This is a genomic window from Mucilaginibacter sp. (genome assembly GCF_035492695.1).
Lineage (GTDB): Bacteria > Bacteroidota > Bacteroidia > Sphingobacteriales > Sphingobacteriaceae > Mucilaginibacter.
Genome location: NZ_DATJJC010000027.1, coordinates 24,438 through 42,565, shown reverse-complemented (window position 1 = coordinate 42,565; position 18,128 = coordinate 24,438). Strand labels below are relative to the sequence as shown.

The 18,128-nt window shown below is 43.6% G+C and carries 18 protein-coding genes; 8 read left to right on the top strand and 10 right to left on the bottom strand.

Annotated elements, in window-relative coordinates:
- The first annotated feature begins 6 nt into the window (after window positions 1–6).
- The 6 genes from VL525_RS16505 (at window position 7) to VL525_RS16480 (ending at window position 4,946) form a co-directional block, all read left to right on the top strand.
- Entirely contained in the window at window positions 7–228 is a 222-nt protein-coding gene (locus VL525_RS16505; protein ID WP_325388143.1) for an addiction module protein, read from the top strand.
- Window positions 229–234: 6 nt separating this feature from the next.
- Complete coding sequence (locus tag VL525_RS16500) at window positions 235–534, top strand: type II toxin-antitoxin system RelE/ParE family toxin (RefSeq protein ID WP_325388142.1); 300 nt, start codon at window positions 235–237, stop codon at window positions 532–534.
- Between the two features lie 61 nt (window positions 535–595).
- Window positions 596–1,309, top strand: coding sequence for a hypothetical protein (locus tag VL525_RS16495; RefSeq protein WP_325388141.1), 714 nt, complete (start codon window positions 596–598; stop codon window positions 1,307–1,309).
- Between the two features lie 213 nt (window positions 1,310–1,522).
- Window positions 1,523–1,843 (top strand): thioredoxin, encoded by a 321-nt coding sequence (trxA, locus tag VL525_RS16490; RefSeq protein WP_147033897.1) that lies wholly within the window; start codon window positions 1,523–1,525, stop codon window positions 1,841–1,843.
- 546 nt (window positions 1,844–2,389) lie between these two features.
- Complete coding sequence (locus VL525_RS16485; RefSeq protein ID WP_325388140.1) at window positions 2,390–3,310, top strand: DUF58 domain-containing protein; 921 nt, start codon at window positions 2,390–2,392, stop codon at window positions 3,308–3,310.
- Between the two features lie 127 nt (window positions 3,311–3,437).
- A complete protein-coding gene (locus VL525_RS16480; protein WP_325388139.1) occupies window positions 3,438–4,946 on the top strand; it encodes a glycoside hydrolase family 130 protein in 1,509 nt (502 codons plus the stop codon).
- Here VL525_RS16480 and VL525_RS16475 read toward each other — a convergent pair.
- Window positions 4,943–7,219: a glycosyltransferase family 4 protein gene (locus VL525_RS16475; RefSeq protein WP_325388138.1), complete on the bottom strand. Its 2,277-nt coding sequence runs from the start codon at window positions 7,217–7,219 to the stop codon at window positions 4,943–4,945. The two genes, VL525_RS16480 and VL525_RS16475, sit on opposite strands and share 4 nt — an antisense overlap.
- Before the next feature lie 321 nt (window positions 7,220–7,540).
- Between VL525_RS16475 and VL525_RS16470 the strand changes: the two genes are divergently transcribed.
- Both VL525_RS16470 and VL525_RS16465 read left to right on the top strand, forming a co-directional pair.
- Window positions 7,541–9,286 (top strand): GMC family oxidoreductase, encoded by a 1,746-nt coding sequence (locus tag VL525_RS16470; protein ID WP_325388137.1) that lies wholly within the window; start codon window positions 7,541–7,543, stop codon window positions 9,284–9,286.
- 11 nt (window positions 9,287–9,297) lie between these two features.
- On the top strand, window positions 9,298–9,972 hold the full coding sequence (locus tag VL525_RS16465) for a gluconate 2-dehydrogenase subunit 3 family protein (protein ID WP_325388136.1): 675 nt from the start codon (window positions 9,298–9,300) through the stop codon (window positions 9,970–9,972).
- Between the two features lie 276 nt (window positions 9,973–10,248).
- Here the strand turns inward: VL525_RS16465 and VL525_RS16460 are convergent, their stop codons facing one another.
- The 9 genes from VL525_RS16460 to VL525_RS16420 form a co-directional block, all read right to left on the bottom strand.
- On the bottom strand, window positions 10,249–10,566 hold the full coding sequence (locus VL525_RS16460; protein ID WP_325388135.1) for a 2Fe-2S iron-sulfur cluster-binding protein: 318 nt from the start codon (window positions 10,564–10,566) through the stop codon (window positions 10,249–10,251).
- 1 nt (window position 10,567) lies between these two features.
- The gene (locus tag VL525_RS16455) at window positions 10,568–11,578 is read right to left on the bottom strand and encodes an NAD(P)/FAD-dependent oxidoreductase (RefSeq protein ID WP_325388134.1); all 1,011 of its coding nucleotides are present in this window, start codon (window positions 11,576–11,578) and stop codon (window positions 10,568–10,570) included.
- A gap of 75 nt (window positions 11,579–11,653) precedes the next feature.
- Entirely contained in the window at window positions 11,654–12,553 is a 900-nt protein-coding gene (locus VL525_RS16450) for a LysR substrate-binding domain-containing protein (RefSeq protein WP_325388133.1), read from the bottom strand.
- 155 nt (window positions 12,554–12,708) lie between these two features.
- Window positions 12,709–13,899, bottom strand: a complete 1,191-nt coding sequence (locus VL525_RS16445) for an aspartate aminotransferase family protein (protein ID WP_325388132.1) — start codon at window positions 13,897–13,899, stop codon at window positions 12,709–12,711.
- Between the two features lie 51 nt (window positions 13,900–13,950).
- Entirely contained in the window at window positions 13,951–14,442 is a 492-nt protein-coding gene (locus tag VL525_RS16440) for a hypothetical protein (RefSeq protein ID WP_325388131.1), read from the bottom strand.
- Between the two features lies 1 nt (window position 14,443).
- Window positions 14,444–15,229, bottom strand: coding sequence for a hypothetical protein (locus tag VL525_RS16435; protein WP_325388130.1), 786 nt, complete (start codon window positions 15,227–15,229; stop codon window positions 14,444–14,446).
- A 107-nt stretch (window positions 15,230–15,336) separates the two neighbouring features.
- Window positions 15,337–15,891 (bottom strand): RNA polymerase sigma factor, encoded by a 555-nt coding sequence (locus VL525_RS16430; protein WP_325388129.1) that lies wholly within the window; start codon window positions 15,889–15,891, stop codon window positions 15,337–15,339.
- Window positions 15,892–15,946: 55 nt separating this feature from the next.
- Window positions 15,947–16,408 carry a thioredoxin-dependent thiol peroxidase gene (bcp, locus tag VL525_RS16425; RefSeq protein ID WP_325388128.1) on the bottom strand — a complete coding sequence of 154 codons (462 nt, stop codon included), beginning with the start codon at window positions 16,406–16,408 and terminating at the stop codon, window positions 15,947–15,949.
- 1 nt (window position 16,409) lies between these two features.
- Window positions 16,410–18,128 carry a M23 family metallopeptidase gene (locus VL525_RS16420; RefSeq protein ID WP_325388127.1) on the bottom strand — a complete coding sequence of 573 codons (1,719 nt, stop codon included), beginning with the start codon at window positions 18,126–18,128 and terminating at the stop codon, window positions 16,410–16,412.

Genomic DNA, 18,128 nt, shown 5'->3' with positions numbered 1-18,128 from the left:
TGATAGATGACCACTGCGAAAATAAGAGAGCGATTAACGGAGTACATCCGTTTTGCAGATGATAAGAAAGTTCAGGCGATATACACCATGGTTGAGGATGAGCTGATAGAACAATTGGATCTCTGGAAAGATAAAGATTTCATTGAAGAACTTGACCGCCGTATTGAAGAACTCGAAAGCGGGAAAATAAAAGGTTCTACCTGGGAGCAAGTAAAAGCCAAATTCTAAAAGGCAGTGGATTTTGAGGTAATATTCCACCCCGAAGCCGAAAAAGAATATCTCGACGCCTGCTATTGGTATGAAAGGCATACTCCCGGATTGGGGCAAAGGTTTAAGTCGGCTGTATCGAAACAGATAGAGCGAGTCGTCAAAAACCCTGAATTCTATCCAGTTAAGAAGGGTAATTATAGGGAAAGCAACACAGAAGTTTTTCCTTATATGATAGTTTATAAAATAAGTAAAAGGGAAAACGCCATTTACATAGCTGCTATTTATCATACCAGCCGCAAGCCCTCAAAGAAATATCGCAGGTAACCCGTCCGTTAAATAATGTTAAACCATTAACAGCAAAATAACAGATACCCTAACTTAGGGTATGCAATGGTTAATTATCGGGTTATTGTTTTTTTGTGTTGGTGCAAATGCACAAACCATAAATGGCAGAATCCTGGCCGACAGCACAAGCAAGCCTCTTACAGCGACCATCGTTACCCATTCAGGCCATCAAACTTCCAGCAATATTTATGGTGATTTCAGCGTGAACGTTTCTGGTCCGGGGGATACCATCAAAATATTTTCCGTTGGATATAAGGAATACGTGTTTGCAGTTACCGGCCTAAAGCAAACTAATATAATTGTAAAGCTAAAGCAAGCCCCGATCCTGCTTAAGGAAGTGGCTGTAAAAGCCGCCCGGAATCATAAAAAGGATTCTATTGCTTTGCGTAAAGACTATTCACAGGTATTTAATTACCAGCCGCCAAAGGTTAAGGATGCTTTTGTTTCGCCACCCTCCAATGTTCCGTTTGCTTTTGTCAGTATCGATCTGCTTACCTTGTTCCAGGCAGCTACGCGTAAAAGCGACCCAAAATATAAACTAAAAAAGGAGCTGCTGCGCGATGAAGAAGCTGACTATGTGCGGACCAGGTTTAACCGCGGCCTGGTAACGCAGGTGACCCATTTACAGGGCGATTCGCTGAACTTGTTTATAGACAAATATTACCCCAAGGCTGATTGGGTGCGCAAGGCAAGTGATTATGATATGATCCAATACATTAAAGCTAAGGTATTGGAATTCAGGAAAAAAGACTGACTTTTTGCTATACCCGGTGTTGATAACCTGCCACAACTGCAAACGGTGTTAATAATTAAATTGCCATTTAATGCGTTTAAACACTATTTTTATTGTCACCCAAAAGTTAGGGTACGGCGGTTGGATAATCGCATTGTCACAATGTCAGCCGGGCGGTTGTGGCAAGCTATTTGAATATATACATTTGTAAGCAAAAATTTAAAATTAAGAGATATGGCTTTAGAAATAACTGATGCAAACTTTGAGGAGTTAGTCCTTAAATCAGATAAACCGGTTTTAGTTGACTTTTGGGCAGAATGGTGCGGTCCGTGTAGGATGGTAGGCCCGGTAGTTGAGGAGATCTCAAAGGAATACAGCGGCAAGGCTGTTGTAGGCAAGGTAAACGTTGACAACAACCCCGGTATATCGATGAAGTTCGGCATCCGCAACATCCCGGCTTTATTGTATTTCAATAAAGGTGAAATAGTTGACAAACAGATAGGCGCTGTTCCGAAATCTGTGCTGGCAGGCAAGCTTGACAAACAGTTAGCATAAATCAATCAATCAGCATAAAAGTGGCCGGTCCGGGATATTCCAGGAACCGGCCTTTTTTGTGCAAAAAAAGACCGTTTCAGGCAAGATCAGGCTGTGAAAGGGGCATTTTTAGGGTGAAAACGCGGTAAGTAAAAACTCATTAACTGGTTGATATTAAATAACTTACCTTATAACGATCGAAAGTATTTAAAATTGATCCTTAAGTTGCCCGAAAGTTGCGCGTAACGCATTGAAAATAAGTAGCTTAAGTTATATTATAAGTGACAAGTTCAATGGAGTGGTAAATTATTGTTTATCAGCGTGTTATAGCCAGGTGTTCACGAAAACATCAAAAATAGGCCACTTTTTGGTCTTTTGTAAAAGTAAAACACCTGATTACCAGATAATTGCGTTGCTGTTGTGTTTGGCAAGCGGCGTTTGCGTGAACACTGCTGATATACAGGCTATTAGCAGGAACGCCAAATTGCTTGTCTTTCATCTATAATAATATTTCGTTTATCGGGTTTTTTACTTGTAATCTTAAGCCCCGTAACCTACATTAGCGATATGCCTTCATTAAGGGAAGAACAGGACATACGTCATTTAGCAAATCTTGAATTATTGGCCCGGCAGGTGGTGGAAGGCTTTATTACCGGCTTACACCAAAGTCCTTTTCATGGTTTTTCGGTAGAATTTGCGGAGCACCGCCTTTATAATAATGGTGAATCTGTAAAGAACATCGACTGGAAGTTATTTGCCCGTACGGATAAGCTGTTTGTAAAGCAATTTGAGGAAGAAACCAACCTGCGCTGCTACCTGCTGCTGGATACTTCCTCGTCTATGAATTTTCCGGATAAAGGACTGAATAAGCTGCAGTTTTCTATTTATGCCGTGGCTTCGCTGATGTACCTGTTCAAAAAACAAAGGGATGCTTTTGGGTTGTGCCTGTTTTCAGACAAGATCGATAGGTTAAGCCGTGCGCGGTCGACATCATCGCACCTATTTCATTTATATGCTGAACTGGAGAAGGCTTACCATCAGCCCAAAACAAACGCAGCAACAAACATAACCGATGTGTTACACCATGTAGCCGAAGAGGTGCACACGCGTTCCATGATCATTATTTTCAGCGATATGCTCGAAAATAAGTTTACCGAAGAGAAACTGAGCGCCCTGTTTGCTGCTATACAGCATTTAAAATATAACAAGCACGAGGTGGTTATATTTAATGTGAATGACCGGAAAAAAGAAGTGGATTTTGATTTTGACAATCGCCCGCACCATTTTATAGATATCGAAAGCGGGGAGGAATTGAAAGTGCATCCCGGCAAAATACGGGACGCTTATAAAGCTAACCTGGATAACTACCGGCACCAATTGGAGCTGAAATGCGCCCAATACCATATCGACCTGGTGGATGCCAATATTCATGATGGGTACAATGAAATATTGAAGGCCTACCTGGTGAAACGCAACAGCATGATATAACAAAATGCTAAAAATTCAAACATCTGAGGCGTTTTTTCCTTAATTTATTGAAAACTGGTTGTTGCCCGCGGCTAAAGAAGCAAAGAGCATCCAGTTTAATCTGTACGTATCTGAATCTGTTTATTTTATGAGACTTCAAATTGACCGAAAGCCGGTTCGCGTAAACCCTGATCCTAAACGTGTTATAGCCAGGTTCTTTTTTAACGGGAACGACCGGGCTAAAGAGCTAATTAAAAATGTAATGAGTATAAGCGAAGAGGTTACCTTTGGTATCATTTCGCCTTTATTGCAGGAATATTCAAAGCGGCACAGGAATATAACCAGGATACTGGACAGGCATTGCGATAAATTAAAGCCAATTTTTGAGGAATTGAAGATCGATTATAAATCAATTTCATTGTACCGCAAATTGCTGATAGGGTCTTATTTTACACACGAATATTCGATAGAGTCGGCGGCTTTTTTTAATCCGTCGATCGTAGAGGACCCGGATCAGAATGAATTGAAGGATGGTGAAAAGCGGATGATCATTAGCTTCAGGGCTGTAGGCGAAGGGCATATATCTTCGATAACCTTCAGGCGGGCTTTGTTTGACAAAGACAATAATATCACGATAACCCCATCGGGCAATTACATAGACGAAGCTGAGGTAGTAAGAAACGTGCGTTATGATAAAAAGCTTTTCTTTGATAAGGCCATCACAACTAAGCTGAACATTCACGTACTGAAAGAGATCGAATCGCAGCTTGACGAGCACTTTGAATATTCGAATTTGCACCGGGTTATAACTGAGTCGCAGAAACTGGAGGAAGACCAGATCAGGAGGCTTGAATATGACAAGGTACTGTGGTTGGCAGATTCATACTACGAAATAGCCTTCTCGCTGGATACCGATATCTCTGACAGGGTAATTTTCCCGGTTTCGGAATATGAGCGCAGGGGAATAGAAGATGCCCGCTTCGTTAAATTTTTTAATGAGAATGGCATATCCACTTATTATGCTACCTATACGGCCTACGATGGTTCGCTGATAATGCCCAAGCTATTGCAAACAGATGATTTTCGGATTTTTAAAATGATACCCCTGTTTGGCGATGGGGCGCAGAATAAAAATCTTGCCCTTTTTCCGCGCAAAATAAATGGCAAGTATGCCATGCTTTCGCGCATAGACGGGTGCAACAATTATGTGATGTATTCAGACAGTATAAGCATGTGGAGCGAACCTATAATGATACAACGGCCTAAATTCTCGTGGGAATTCATTCACATCGGCAATTGCGGGTCGCCGATCGAAACTGAACATGGCTGGCTGGTGATAACACATGGCGTCGGTCCGATGAGAAGGTATGTTTTAAGCGCCAGCCTGCTGAAACTGGATGACCCGACCATTGAAATAGGCCGGTTAAATGAACCATTACTGACACCTAACAGCGATGAACGCGAAGGCTATGTACCGAATGTTATCTATTCATGCGGCTCTATTATCCACAATGGCAAATTGATCATCCCGTATGGCATATCCGACTCATTTACTTCATTTGCTGAAGTGGATCTGGATAGCTTTATCGGAAAATTGAAAAACGATCTGAAGGTAACCCGCGAATATGAAAGATCACAGGCCAAGCAGTATAATTAGCAAGCCTCCAGTTTTTTGCCCGATTTTTCGTATTCGTATTGCAGTTCGAACGCTTTTTGCATAGCCAGGTGGGATATAAGGTAGGCGAGGGTGCTCTCTGCGCCTTGGTTGCGATTTATCCCCGCGTGAAGCAGTCCGTCGCAGCACCCTTTGGTTTCATGATCGTATAATGGCGCCCTCAGCGTGTTTTCACCCAGGAACCACTTGTAACAAAGGAACATTTTTTCGAGGTATTCGGGTGTTCTGAAAATCTGGTAACCCTGGAAATTCATGAGCACCATTGCCATAGTTTCAATAGCCTGTTGGTCAAAGGTTGGAAACGTACCGCCACGGTAATACCAGCCATCGTTGCCAACCGGACTTAAATACCCGTTGGATAAAGTCAACTCGTCCAGGAAAGCCATGGTTTTCAAAGCTATTTGCCGGGCCTTTTCGTTCCCGGTAATTTCAGAAGAATATAATAAAGCAAGCGGCAATATTGCATTATCATAGGTCATTTTATCTTCAAACCACTGCCAATCGGGCGAACAATGTTTTTCATACGCATTGATCAGTGGTTCGGTAAGCCTGATCAATTCATTCAGTAACCCTTCATCTGTAGGGAATACTTTCAGGCACAAACTCACCCCGATGATGGTATTCCCCATGCCCCGTAAATGCTGCAAAGCTTTAAAATGCGGAACAGAGCGATGAAACATTTCGAGCGCAAACTCGCGGTAAGAATTACTTGCCGCACACTCGATCAAATATCCGAGCGCCCATATCGTCCGGCCAAACGAATCTTCAGAACCAACTTCATCCAAATATTGACGGTCAAAAGTCAAAAAGTTCCTAAAATTGCCATCATCAAGCTGCATGTAATGGATATAGCTTAAATATACCGGCAACAATTCAAATGCTTCGGGGGTCTTGTTTTGCTGGTAAGCCATTAAGGCCATAATCAGTGCTCTTGCATTATCATCAAGGCAATAGCCCTCCTTTAAATTAGGTATGCCAAATTTTGCATGCTGAATGATACCCGTGTCGTCTGTTAACCGAAGTACGTGAGTCAGGCTAAATTCAGGCATTCTTTCGGGGCCAACAATACTATTTTTCAATATCTTATCGCTGAAATCGTACGCCAGGCATGCTTCCTGCGCCACCTTAATGTATTCAGCTCCAATTTTCGACCAGCGCAGGCGGGTGCCATAATTATAAGCGTTTGCTTTTAATTGTTTTAACTGCGCGTCGTCCTCAAGCAAGCCATTTACTGTTTCGGCAAGGGCTTCCGAATTCTTGAAGTCGAAAAGACGGCCCCTGTTATCGGCAAGCAGTTCAGTAGCATGCCAGTATGGTGTCGACACCACGGCCGCGCCAGCCCCCACCGCATAGGAAAGCGTGCCGCTTGTTATTTGTGCCTCATTATGGTAAGGCGTCACGTAAATTTCTGCGGCGCCCAGGTAATTCATTAACTCATCTTCCGATACAAACTTGTTAATAAAGGTAAGATTACCGGATACGTTTAGTTTGGCAGCAAGATCTTTTAAATAATCACGATATTCTTCACCCGAACTTTTTCTAACGCCGGGGTGCGTGTTTCCCAAAACGACATAGTTTACGTCGGGATTTCTTTTTACAATGGCAGGTAACGCTTTTATAACAGTTTCAAGTCCTTTGTTACGGCTTATCAGCCCGAAGGTCAAAAGTACACGGCGATCTTTAAATGCCGCTGAGTTTTTAACAGGGTTTTCCTGCGGTATCTCACTATCCGGAACACCGTGCTCAATAAGTTGAACTTTTGTATCGGGTATGTCGTAAATCCTTGTTAAAAATTCTACGGCACGCTTGCTCATTACAATAATTTTGGATGATTGCTCCGCAATTTCGCGCACAATGATCCGTTGAACGTAGCTTGGCTCGCGCAAAACCGTATGAAGTATAGAAATTAACGGTTTTTCGAGTTTATGTATAAGGGGAAGAATGTAGATGCCGCTTTCGCCGCCATAAATGCCAAATTCATGCTCCATTACACATGTATCGGCTTCACTTGAATTAATATAGGCCGCTGCTTTAATATAGTCCTTTTGATGATTTTGCCTTACAATATATTTTACTTCGGGCGGATAGTTGTATTCGCTCAGGTCTTCGGAGTCATTCAATGCCACCACAAAACCATTTTCATCCGGGTTTTTCGTTTCAGGGTAATTTTTATTTATAGCGCACATCAGGTTTTGGTTAAATGTAGCTATACCGCATTCGCGCGGTGGATAGGTAGATATATACGCTATTTTCATAATAGTAAAAAATATTTCTTATTCTCGAATTGATTTCCATTTGACAACATTCTCAGAAGGGTTATTGTTTAGGTTTCCCATCAAAAAAGTTGACTTAAAGCGATTTAAGGGCAATTTTTTGCTTTGTTCTGACAATGTCTGAATAAGTAACTCACTTAAATGCTTTTTAATTAGAAGTAAAAAATGATAAGGCACGCATAATTGAGTATCAAATTTTATACAATTGATATGGTACTGTGATTTTGAAATAGCGAATCAAAATGTAGATTTGTGATACTACATTTTGATCCTTTTAAACAGTAAATTCTCAAAATCTAAAATATGGACGATATACAGATCAAGAAACAATCTAAAAAGTATGACGCGATCATTGTTGGTTCGGGAGCAGGGGGTGGCATGGCGGCGTATGTACTGGCTAATGCCGGTTTAAAGGTTTGTTTACTTGAAGCAGGGCCGAACTACGATCCGCGCGAAAATTCATCACAACTAAAAAATCCCTGGGATTCGCCACGCAGGGGTGCAAGCACCAAGTTCAGGCCTTTCGGCGATTTTGACGGTTGTTACTGGGGTTGGGAGATAGACGGTGAGCCGTACACCCAAAAGGACGGCAGCAATTGGGAATGGTGGCGTGCACGTATGGTGGGTGGCCGCACTAACCACTGGGGCCGTATATCGCTCCGCTTTGGACCAAATGATTTTAAACGTTACAGTATTGATGGATTAGGGGATGACTGGCCGATTGGCTATGAAGATGTAAAACCCTATTACGATAAAATTGATCAGTTGATTGGCGTATTCGGCACCAATGAAGGACTGTATAATGACCCGGATGGCATTTTCCTGCCGCCGCCGAAGCCGCGTTTGCACGAGCTCTTTATCAAAAAAGCGGCGGGGCATGTCAATATACCTGTAATACCTTCCCGGTTATCGATCCTTACAAAAAAAATTAATAAAACTCGTGAGGCCTGCTTTTACTGCGCGCAATGCGGCAGGAGCTGCAAAATATACGGCGATTTTTCATCATCGTCGGTACTTGTAAAACCAGCGGTTGAAACCGGGAACGTAGACCTGGTGGTAAATGCCATGGCCCGCGAAGTATTAACCAATCGCGATGGTTTGGCCAGCGGCGTATCATACGTTGATAAAACAGATATGCAGGAATACCAGGTTTATGGACGCACAGTAATACTTGCAGCCAGTGCCGCGGAAAGCGCAAGGTTGATGCTGAACTCCAAATCGCCCCGTTTCCCTAATGGTATAGCAAATTCCAGCGGTGTTGTAGGTAAATACCTGCACGATTCGACCGGTGCGGATATGGGCGGAATTATACCCGAACTGTTCGACAGAAAGCGTTATAATGAAGACGGGGTTGGCGGCATGCACGTTTATACCCCGTGGTGGCTGGATAATAAAAAAGATAAGCTTGATTTTCCGCGTGGTTACCATATTGAGTACGGCGGCGGTTTTGGCATGCCTTTATATGGTTTCAACTGGGGTATAGAAAACCTGAACGGTACTTACAAGATAAAAGGTAAGCAAAAAGAAGCAGGCGGCTATGGCGCTTCATTGAAGGAAGACTACCGTTATTTCTTTGGTGCTCACGTTGGTATGGCCGGCCGGGGCGAAGGTATAGCCCGCGCGGATAGCTATTGCGAAATAGACCCGGATGTGGTGGATAAATATGGTATACCGGTTTTACGCTTCCATACTAAATGGAGCGATTACGAGATAAACCAGGCCAAGCACATGAAGGAAACCTTCAAGGAAATATTACATAGCATGGGTGCGGTAGTAACCTGGGGTGGCGATGACGGTCCGCATAATAACTATGGGCTGCACAACCCGGGTAACATTATCCACGAAGCAGGCACGGTACGTATGGGTAACGATCCGAAAAAGTCGCCTTTGAATAAATACAGCCAGGCACACGATGTGAAAAACCTGTTTTGTGTAGACGGCGGACAATTTGTATCCCAGGCTGATAAAAATATTACCTGGACGATACTTGCACTGAGCATGCGTGCATCAGAATATATAGTTGACCAATTGAAAAAACAAAATATTTAATTCTCCGGATCATGAACAGAAGAGATTCGTTAAAAGCATTGGTAGTAGGTGGCATATCCACCTCGGTTTTGGTGGAAGCCTGTAAACAGCCGGCTAAGGAAACAACCGAAGGCGCTGCTGCCGGCGGAAAAGAGCCCGATCAGGCCGATAGAATGGCCGAAGAAAAGGAAGTAGCCAAAAAGCTGCGTGAAATGCCTAAATTTTTTACAGAAAACGAAATGGCTACCATAACCATTTTAGGCGATATTATCATACCAAAAGATGATGTAAGCGGCAGCGCGTCGGACGCGAAGGCGCCTGACTTTATCGAGTTTATTGTAAAAGATATGCCCGAACACCAGGTACCCATGCGTGGTGGCCTTCGCTGGCTTGATATGCAGTGCCTGAAACGTTATGAAAAGGCATTTAAGGATTGCAGCCATACCCAGCAAATGGAAATGGTGGATGAGATAGCCTGGCCCAAAAAAGCGAAACCCGAAATGCACCAGGGTGTATCATTTTTTAACCTGGTGCGTAACCTTACCGCCACAGGTTTCTATACTTCCGAAATAGGGGTGAAGGACGTTGGTTATATGGGTAACACCCCCAATCAATGGAACGGTGTACCTGATGATGTACTGAAGCAGTATAACATGGCTTACACCGACAAAGAACTAAAAGAATGTATCAGCTTTGATAAAGCATAGTAGCTAAAAGCTTAAAGCCCAGGCACAACTTGTTTTGGGCTTTTTTATGCCTTTTTCGTTAGGATAGTAGGAAATATCTTCGAATGGTCATATCCTTAAACTACCCAATTCATTACCTTATCTTAACATATTCTTAAACTGGCTGATACTACCTTTGCGGCTATTATGCCGGATAGTTAATTATCGTTCTTTATTCCGGTGATAAGATCAGTTAAGAGTTAATTATAAAGAGGGTTTTTACTCTCTTTACTTTTTTTATAGCAGCCGAGACGTAATTTACGCTTCTCCCCTTATCCTGAAAACCATTCCATCCATATCTTCCTTAATGCGTAATTGACAGGCCAGGCGGCTATCCGGCCCGGCATCGGGCAAGGTATCTAACAGATCGAGCTCGGTATCGGTAGGATGAAAATATTGTTCCAGTCCTTCCACAACCTGAACATGACAAGTGGCACAAAGCGCCATGCCGCCACAGGTGGCCAGGATATGATGCTCCGATGCTTTTAGAACTTCCATCAGGCTAAGGTTAATATCTTCGGGTATTTCAACCGGGCGGCGGCTGCCATCGCGATCTTCAATCGTCAATGTTATCATATCAAAAGGCGGTTACGCCATAAACAGTGGTGTATTTAAAGCTTAATTTTTGCTCGGGGTAGACATGTTTAAAGGCACTTTGGGCCATCAGTGCAGCTTCGTGGAAACCGCATAGGATCAGCTTCAGTTTACCCGGATAGGTGTTGATATCGCCGATGGCGTAAATTCCCGGTACGTTAGTCGAATAGTCGAAGGTATTAACCTCAATAGCCGACTTGTCGATATTCAGTCCCCAATCGGCTATGGGGCCAAGTTTTGGGGTGAGGCCGTACAATGGTATCAAATGATCAGCCTCTATGACCGCCTCGTTTTTATCATGATCGATGATATGTATTTCCTGCAGATGCCCATTGCCGTTTATGCCCGTTATGTGCGATTGTAATACCAGGTTGATGCGCCCGCCCGCAGCCAGCTCAAAAACTTTATCGGCCGAATCTGGTGCACCTCTAAAAGTGTCGCCACGGTGTACCAGCGTTATTTCTGAGGCTATATCAGCCAAAAAGATGGTCCAGTCAAGGGCGGAATCGCCGCCACCAGATAACACAACACGTTTGTTACGGTAGGCTTCGGGGTTACGGATCATATAAGCAACGCCCTTTCCTTCAAATTCTTCCAAACGGTCGATAGCAGGCTTGCGCGGCTCAAAACAACCTAAACCGCCGGCTATTACCACCGATTTGCAATGCACTTCGGTACCCTCGTTTGTTTGAATGATGAAAGAATCATCATCCAGTTGGTGCAATTGCTCCACCCGTTCGCCGAGGGAAAAGGTAGGGTGAAACGGCGCGATCTGCTCCATCAGGTTATCAACAAGGCCCTGTGCATTCACCGTTGGACAACCCGGGATATCATAAATAGGTTTTTGCGGATAAATCTCGGAAAGCTGCCCGCCAACCTGTGGCAAAACGTCGATGAGATGACAACGCATTTTTAACAGACCTGCTTCAAAAACCGCGAATAAACCCACCGGCCCGGCGCCTATAATGCAAATATCAGTAGTAATGGTTTCCATGTTTTGTATGTGATAATGACATACAAAATTGCTGATAACTATAACCTTATGCTAATGCCAATTAGTAATATTGGATTACTTTAAGTTATAATTGGATATACAGAAACGTTTGAAGAGCTCGGTAAGCCTGGTGTATTTTCCCTGCAGCTGGATAAATTCGAATGTTCTGAAAATATCGAGCCCTTTTATGTCGATTACGGTCAGTTCATTATACTTTAATTCACTCACTACCGATTGTATGGAAAGGAAGGTGGCGGTTTCGGAATACAACAGGTACTCTTTAATAGCAATGCTGCTTTCCAATTGTATCTCGATATTCAGGTCTTTGGGATTTATCTGTACGCCGGCCATGGCGTTAAATATCACATCCAGGGTGCCAGAGCCGGCTTCGCGAAGCACTAATGGAATAGCAGGCAATTGTTTAGGTGTGATCTCTGCTTTTTTTGCAAGTTGGTTCCCTGCCCGGGTGACGAGCACGATCTCGTCTTTTGCGAAAGGCGTATAGGTTATCTGCGGGTAATGGGCCGCACCTTCTACTATCGCTATATCAATTTTATCGGAAAGTACCTGTTGCGTAACCTGGTCGGTATTGGCCTGTGTAAAGGTAAAGGCAATGGCAGGGTACGTTTTTTTGAATAAAGCAAGCAGCCGCGGCAGTATGGTTTGGGCAACGGTTGTGCTGGCGCCTATATGTAGAGTGCCCGCTTCGATATTACTCAACTGGGCCAGTTCGGTCTCCATTTCAGCATAAGTCTGGAATATTTTCTCAGCATACTGAAGTAATACTTTACCCGCGGTAGTTAGCGTAATATTGTTGCCGTTCCGTTTAAATAGCTGAGTATTCAGCTGGTGTTCCAACTCCCTTATATGTTTGGTAACAGCAGGCTGTGTTATAAATAGTTCGCCTGCAGCTTTGGTAAAGCTGAGCCGCTGCGCTACGGTGTAAAATACTCTTAAACGGAAATCGAAGATCATCAGCGCTAAGGTAGTGGTTAGGAAGTAAATTCGTCAGGTGTGAATTTCATCTTAATTTCACCGTTGTTAATTAATTTTAATAGATAAATTAACTGACTTATAAAAATTCGAAGCCGGTATACTTTAAAAGGTCGCCGGCTTTTTTGTGAGATATGCTATGGTTTGAAGTGTTCTATCGCTTCCAATATCACACCACATGCTTTACTGATCTCATCTTCGGTGATGATCAAAGGCGGCGCTATCCTCATCGAATTACTACAATGCAGGAACCAGTCGACCACAACGCCGTTTTCTATGCAGCGGTCGATAACCTTTTTATTGAACGCAAAACTTTCCAATTCTACAGCCAGCATCAGCCCCTTACCCCTGACTTCCCTGATAGAAGGGTGTACCAACAACTGACGGAACAGCGACTCTTTTGCACCGACTTTAGCAATAAGGTCGTCGATTAGCAAGACTTCAAGGGCAGCAAGGCCCGCTGCGCAGCACACCGGGTGGCCCCCAAATGTTGTAATATGGCCGAGCATGGGATTTTCCTTTAAGGCTCCCATGATGTTATTTGACGATATGAAAGCGCCAACCGGCATACCCCCTCCCAGAGCTTTTGCCATCATCAATATATCGGGGACAATATCGAAATGCTCAAAAGCAAACAACTTGCCGGTGCGGCCCAGGGCAGCCTGTATTTCGTCCATTATCAGCAGTGTCCCGGTTTGGGTACAGCGTTCACGAAGAGCCATCATATAGGCTTTATCCGGCACACGGATGCCAGCCTCGCCCTGTACTGTTTCGATAATCACACAAGCAGTTTCCTGGGTGATCGTTTGCAGGTCGGCAGGCTCGTTGAAACGGATAAAATCGATCCCGGGCAATAGTGGGCGATAGGCTTGCTTATACTCTTCGTTGCCCATCACACTTAAGGCGCCGTGCGTGCTGCCGTGATATGAATTGTGGCAGGCAACTATGCGGCTTCTGCCGGTATAGCGCTTTGAAAGTTTCAACGCACCCTCAACAGCCTCGGTGCCGGAATTAACAAAGTAAACCGAATTTAAATTATCCGGCAGCAGCGAGACGAGTTTTTCTGCGAAGCGGACCTGTGGTGTTTGCACATATTCACCATACACCATCAGGTGCATGTATTTATCCAGTTGCTCCTTAATAGCATTGATCACAACAGGATTGCTGTGGCCGAGGTTGCTTACGCCGATGCCTGATATCAGATCGATATATGCTTTACCGTTGGTGTCATACATATAAACACCTTCGGCGCGCTCAAATTCGAGCAGTAGGGGAAAATCCGTAGTTTGTGCGTTATTGGCTAAAAAAAGTTGTCGAAGGGTAAGCATGGACCGGATTTCGGATGTTCAATTTCGAATTTATTTTTCGAAGTTGTATAACTAACTGGGTGGAGCACTGTTAGACCCCACAGCCTGGCGTTCGCGAAGCTGGCGAATGAGTTCGTTTGTAAATTCCTTTTCGGCCTTAAACATTTCACTCACCTTTTCAGGCGGTAGCACTTTCAAAAACTCGTCTGTATAAAATTTGCGGATATTAACCAGCTCGCTTTCGTAAAACAGTTCGTTGTTTATCTGTTCGGTCCCATCCGGCTGCAGATCATTCGCATGCTTTTTAGCCCGCACAGCGGTAAGTGCATCGCGGTAACGGCGGTATATCGGCCAAAACCTGGCCGATTGTTCAGTAGTAAGGCTAAGCCGCCGCGCGATGTACTTTTCTTTAACGGCCTCCACACGGCTTATTTGCTGCTGTTTGATAACCCGTTGCTGGAAATTAGGCGGACGACGGATAACCGGGCGTAACTGCCCGAAACTTTGGTAACCGATAACCAGTAATAATAGCACTATAAAAATATGTCGGCCGGATTTGTACATATTATTGACTGGTGGTATCTAAAGCTTCCTGCAAATCGCGACTTAAATTATTGGCATCAATTTGTTTGCTTTCATCAAGCAGGGTACGGTTATCATTATCGTTATCCAGGTGTGTCTGCAGATAACTTTGAATATCGTCAACCGATATAGAGGACAACGATTTATGCAAAAATGAATTGTTATGTTCCTCAACCGGGCTACTGCTACGGTTTAAAAGCAATGTCGCCCCCAGAGCTAATACAAGGCATGCTGCGCTTGCATATTTGAACGCGGCCGACGAGAACATCCTGATAATAACACCCTTCTGTTCTTTTTTCTCCAGGGTGGTTTTATTCAGTATGTTTTCTGTAAGATCATTAAAATACCCGGCAGGAACGGTGAAACTCCCGGTTTCGCTTAAAGCATCCTCAACAAAAACGCGACTCTCAATTTGGCCGGCCAGGCTTTCAAAGTAACCCTCAGGAACAGCAAAACCAGCTGTTTCTTTATCCGCCGCTTTCTCTATACTGATACGCGCCTGGATATTACCCGTTAATTCATCAAAATAACCTTCGGGGACCGTAAATGCAGCTGTTCCTTTATCTAAAGCTTCTTCCACATTAACGCGGGCCTGTATATTACCGCTTAATTCTTCAAAATAATTTGAAGGTATGGTAAACCCTGTTTCAGGAATACTTTTTTTTAATTCTTCAACCTTTATTTTGGACAATACCTGTTCATTAAGGCTATCAAAATAGCCCTCAGGTACTGTAAACGGGTTTTCGGGGTTAACCTGTTTAAGTGACATATAATCGTTTAGCCATTCCCTATTTCCTCTATCCCTGTTCATATCGATATATAGATGAAATCGTTGCCAAAAGGTTTAATATTAATTATGAAAAAATTATGAAAAAATTAATCCTTTGATAATAAAAATGATTCGATCTTTTTAACCGCAAGGTGGAACGATGCTTTCAGCGCCCCCACACTTGTGCCTAACACGTCAGACATCTCCTCATATTTCATATCGTCATAATATTTCATATTGAATACAAGCCGCTGCTTTTCGGGCAGCGTCAGTATTGCCTGCTGTAATTTTAATTGCGCCTTATCGCCGTTAAAGTAAGTTGAATCGGCCAGGGTATCAGCAAGTTCATAAGCTACATCGTCCAGCGGGATATTGTTCCGCTGCTTTTTCTTATTCAGGAATGTAATGCACTCGTTGGTTGCTATCCTGTACATCCAGGTGTACAGTTGTGCGTCGCTGCGGAAACCGGGGAGGTTCTTCCATATTTTCACAAACGTATCCTGTACAATGTCGTCGGCATCATCATGGTCTATCACCATCCTGCGTATGTGCCAGTAAAGTTTTTGCTGATATTTTTTCAGCAGCAGGTTAAATGCTTCGTTCCGGGTTTTTTCGTCCTGGAACTTGCGTAATATTTCTGCATCTTCAACCTGTGCCGCCATGTATTATTTTGTCTGTCTGCCTGTATTACGGCGAAAATAATTATTATTTTTTGATTTACTGCAACAGGTCCAGAACCTGCTGAGATGCGTTCCCGCTGTCTACTTTGTTAATAATATGTTTTATGAGGCCATTTTTATCAATGATAAAAGTGGTGCGCAGCGTTCCCATATAGTTTCTTCCAAAAAGTGTTTTCTCACCCCAAACGCCGTAGCTTTCAATTATCTTTTTGTCTGTATCGGCTATTAAAGGAAAGGGCAGGTTATATTTTTTGATGAATTTCTGGTGTTTTTTTTCGGTATCAAAACTTACACCAATAACTGTTAAACCCTTGCTTACCAGCGACTGGTAATTATCCCTGAAATTACAGGCCTCCTTGGTACACGTCGGCGTATCGTCTTGCGGATAAAAATACAATATCACCGTTTTGCCTTTATAGTCTGAAAGGGAAACAATGTTACCGTCCTGGTCCTTTGCCGTAAAATTAGGGGCCTTATCGCCTTCTTTTAATGAACTCATATTATCTCGAAAAGTTTGCTGTATAATGTGCTATATTATCCTTGTTATCTGTAACTGTCAATTCGAACTGGTGATTGCCATGTGCAAAACCGTCGTCAAATTTATAGCTTAATACTTTGGTTTTATAATCCCATTCCATTAATACCCATTTGCCATCGATCTTGCCAACATAACTTTTAACACCCGATTGGTTGTCGCTGATCTTGAGGGAGAGTTTTCTCATTGGTGTCATATTTGCACCCTCTTTAATGTTGAGCGGATGAATTGCCGGGGCGGTAGTATCCACCTTGATAAAATAATCGCCAAAAGTACGCGCCTCAGCTTTGATGTAGCCATCGCTGTAGGTGCCGCCTTCCACAACGCCATCGGTATTCACGATGATCGCTTTTGCCGCCAGGTCGCCAATGGTATTATCCGGCTTTATCCAAAGTTCATAGGTTCCGTTTATTGGTGTAAAGCGGTTATGAATACGATGTATGTCTGAATACATCCCCTTTTTTCCGGGCAATACCGAATAAGTAAATTCCATATCATCATATAAATTTCCGGGAGGGATGATCACATGGACCTTATCGTTAGTGAATTCGTTTTGCTTGTCGTAATGGAAGAATAAGGGATTTTGAACAGGTGCTTCCTGCTCGTCTTTGGCTGGGCTTGACTTTACTTTGATCTTAAGCGAGGATATATTACCGGCTACGTCCTTTACCACGTATTCAACATCGTGCGTTGCGCTATCATCAAAATTAACGACACCGCGATCAACCGATTGCGGGTAAAGCGATATTTTACTGCCAGGTAAAATAAAGCATTTCTGTATAAAGCGACGCGATTTGAGAAACGTCGGATAGTCAATATACGCATTGATGGCGTGTGTTTGGTCGAAGGCAAAACGTTCAACGGTAAAAGTGTAAACCGTTTGTCCGTCAACTTTCAGCTCGACGGAATAAATACCGTTATGATTGAACGAGGTGCTGTTCATGTCGGTTGCCGTAATACCAAAGCCTGTTTCTCCGCTCACTTCAATTACTTTAGGTTTTGCCAGGCGGTAATGGCCCGACGCCCCGGTTACGGCAAAAAATTGCCTTGGCGTATTTTCATCAAAGGGCCTTCCGCCTAAATGATAGACACAAATAGTGCCCAGCGCAGGAGGTACCTTATCAGGAATTACAAGCCCAAAAAGCTGCGGATTGATGGTTTGTTCGGTTTGTGTATCGCGTATCTCGAAATGCAGGTGCGGCCCTTCTGACGCCCCGGCGTTACCTGACAAGGCAATGACATCGCCCTGGCAAACTTGTAACTGATAGGGCGGGGGATTGAAATCAACCTCAAAACTTTGCTGCTGGTATTGCTGAGCCCTGACAGCCTGTTCCAGTTCAGGCGCAAAGCGTTCGATATGCCCATAAACGGTAGTAAATCCGTTTGGATGGGTAATGTAGATAGCGTTGCCAAAACCGCCAAACTGCACCCGCAAACGCGAGATATAGCCATCGTACGCAGCGTGGACAGGGTAGCCGGTGCGCCCGTTCGTTTTAAAATCCAAACCCGAATGAAAATGGTTTGGCCGTAACTCGCCAAAGGAGCCCGCAGTGCTCGGTGGCAGGTCGAGCGGATAGCGAAAGAAGTTTTTTGGGTATTGTTTAGTTTGTACGATGTCCTGCGCGAAGCAGTTGAAACACGGGGTTAATAGAAGCAATAAAAGGCCGGCTAATCTTTTTATCAT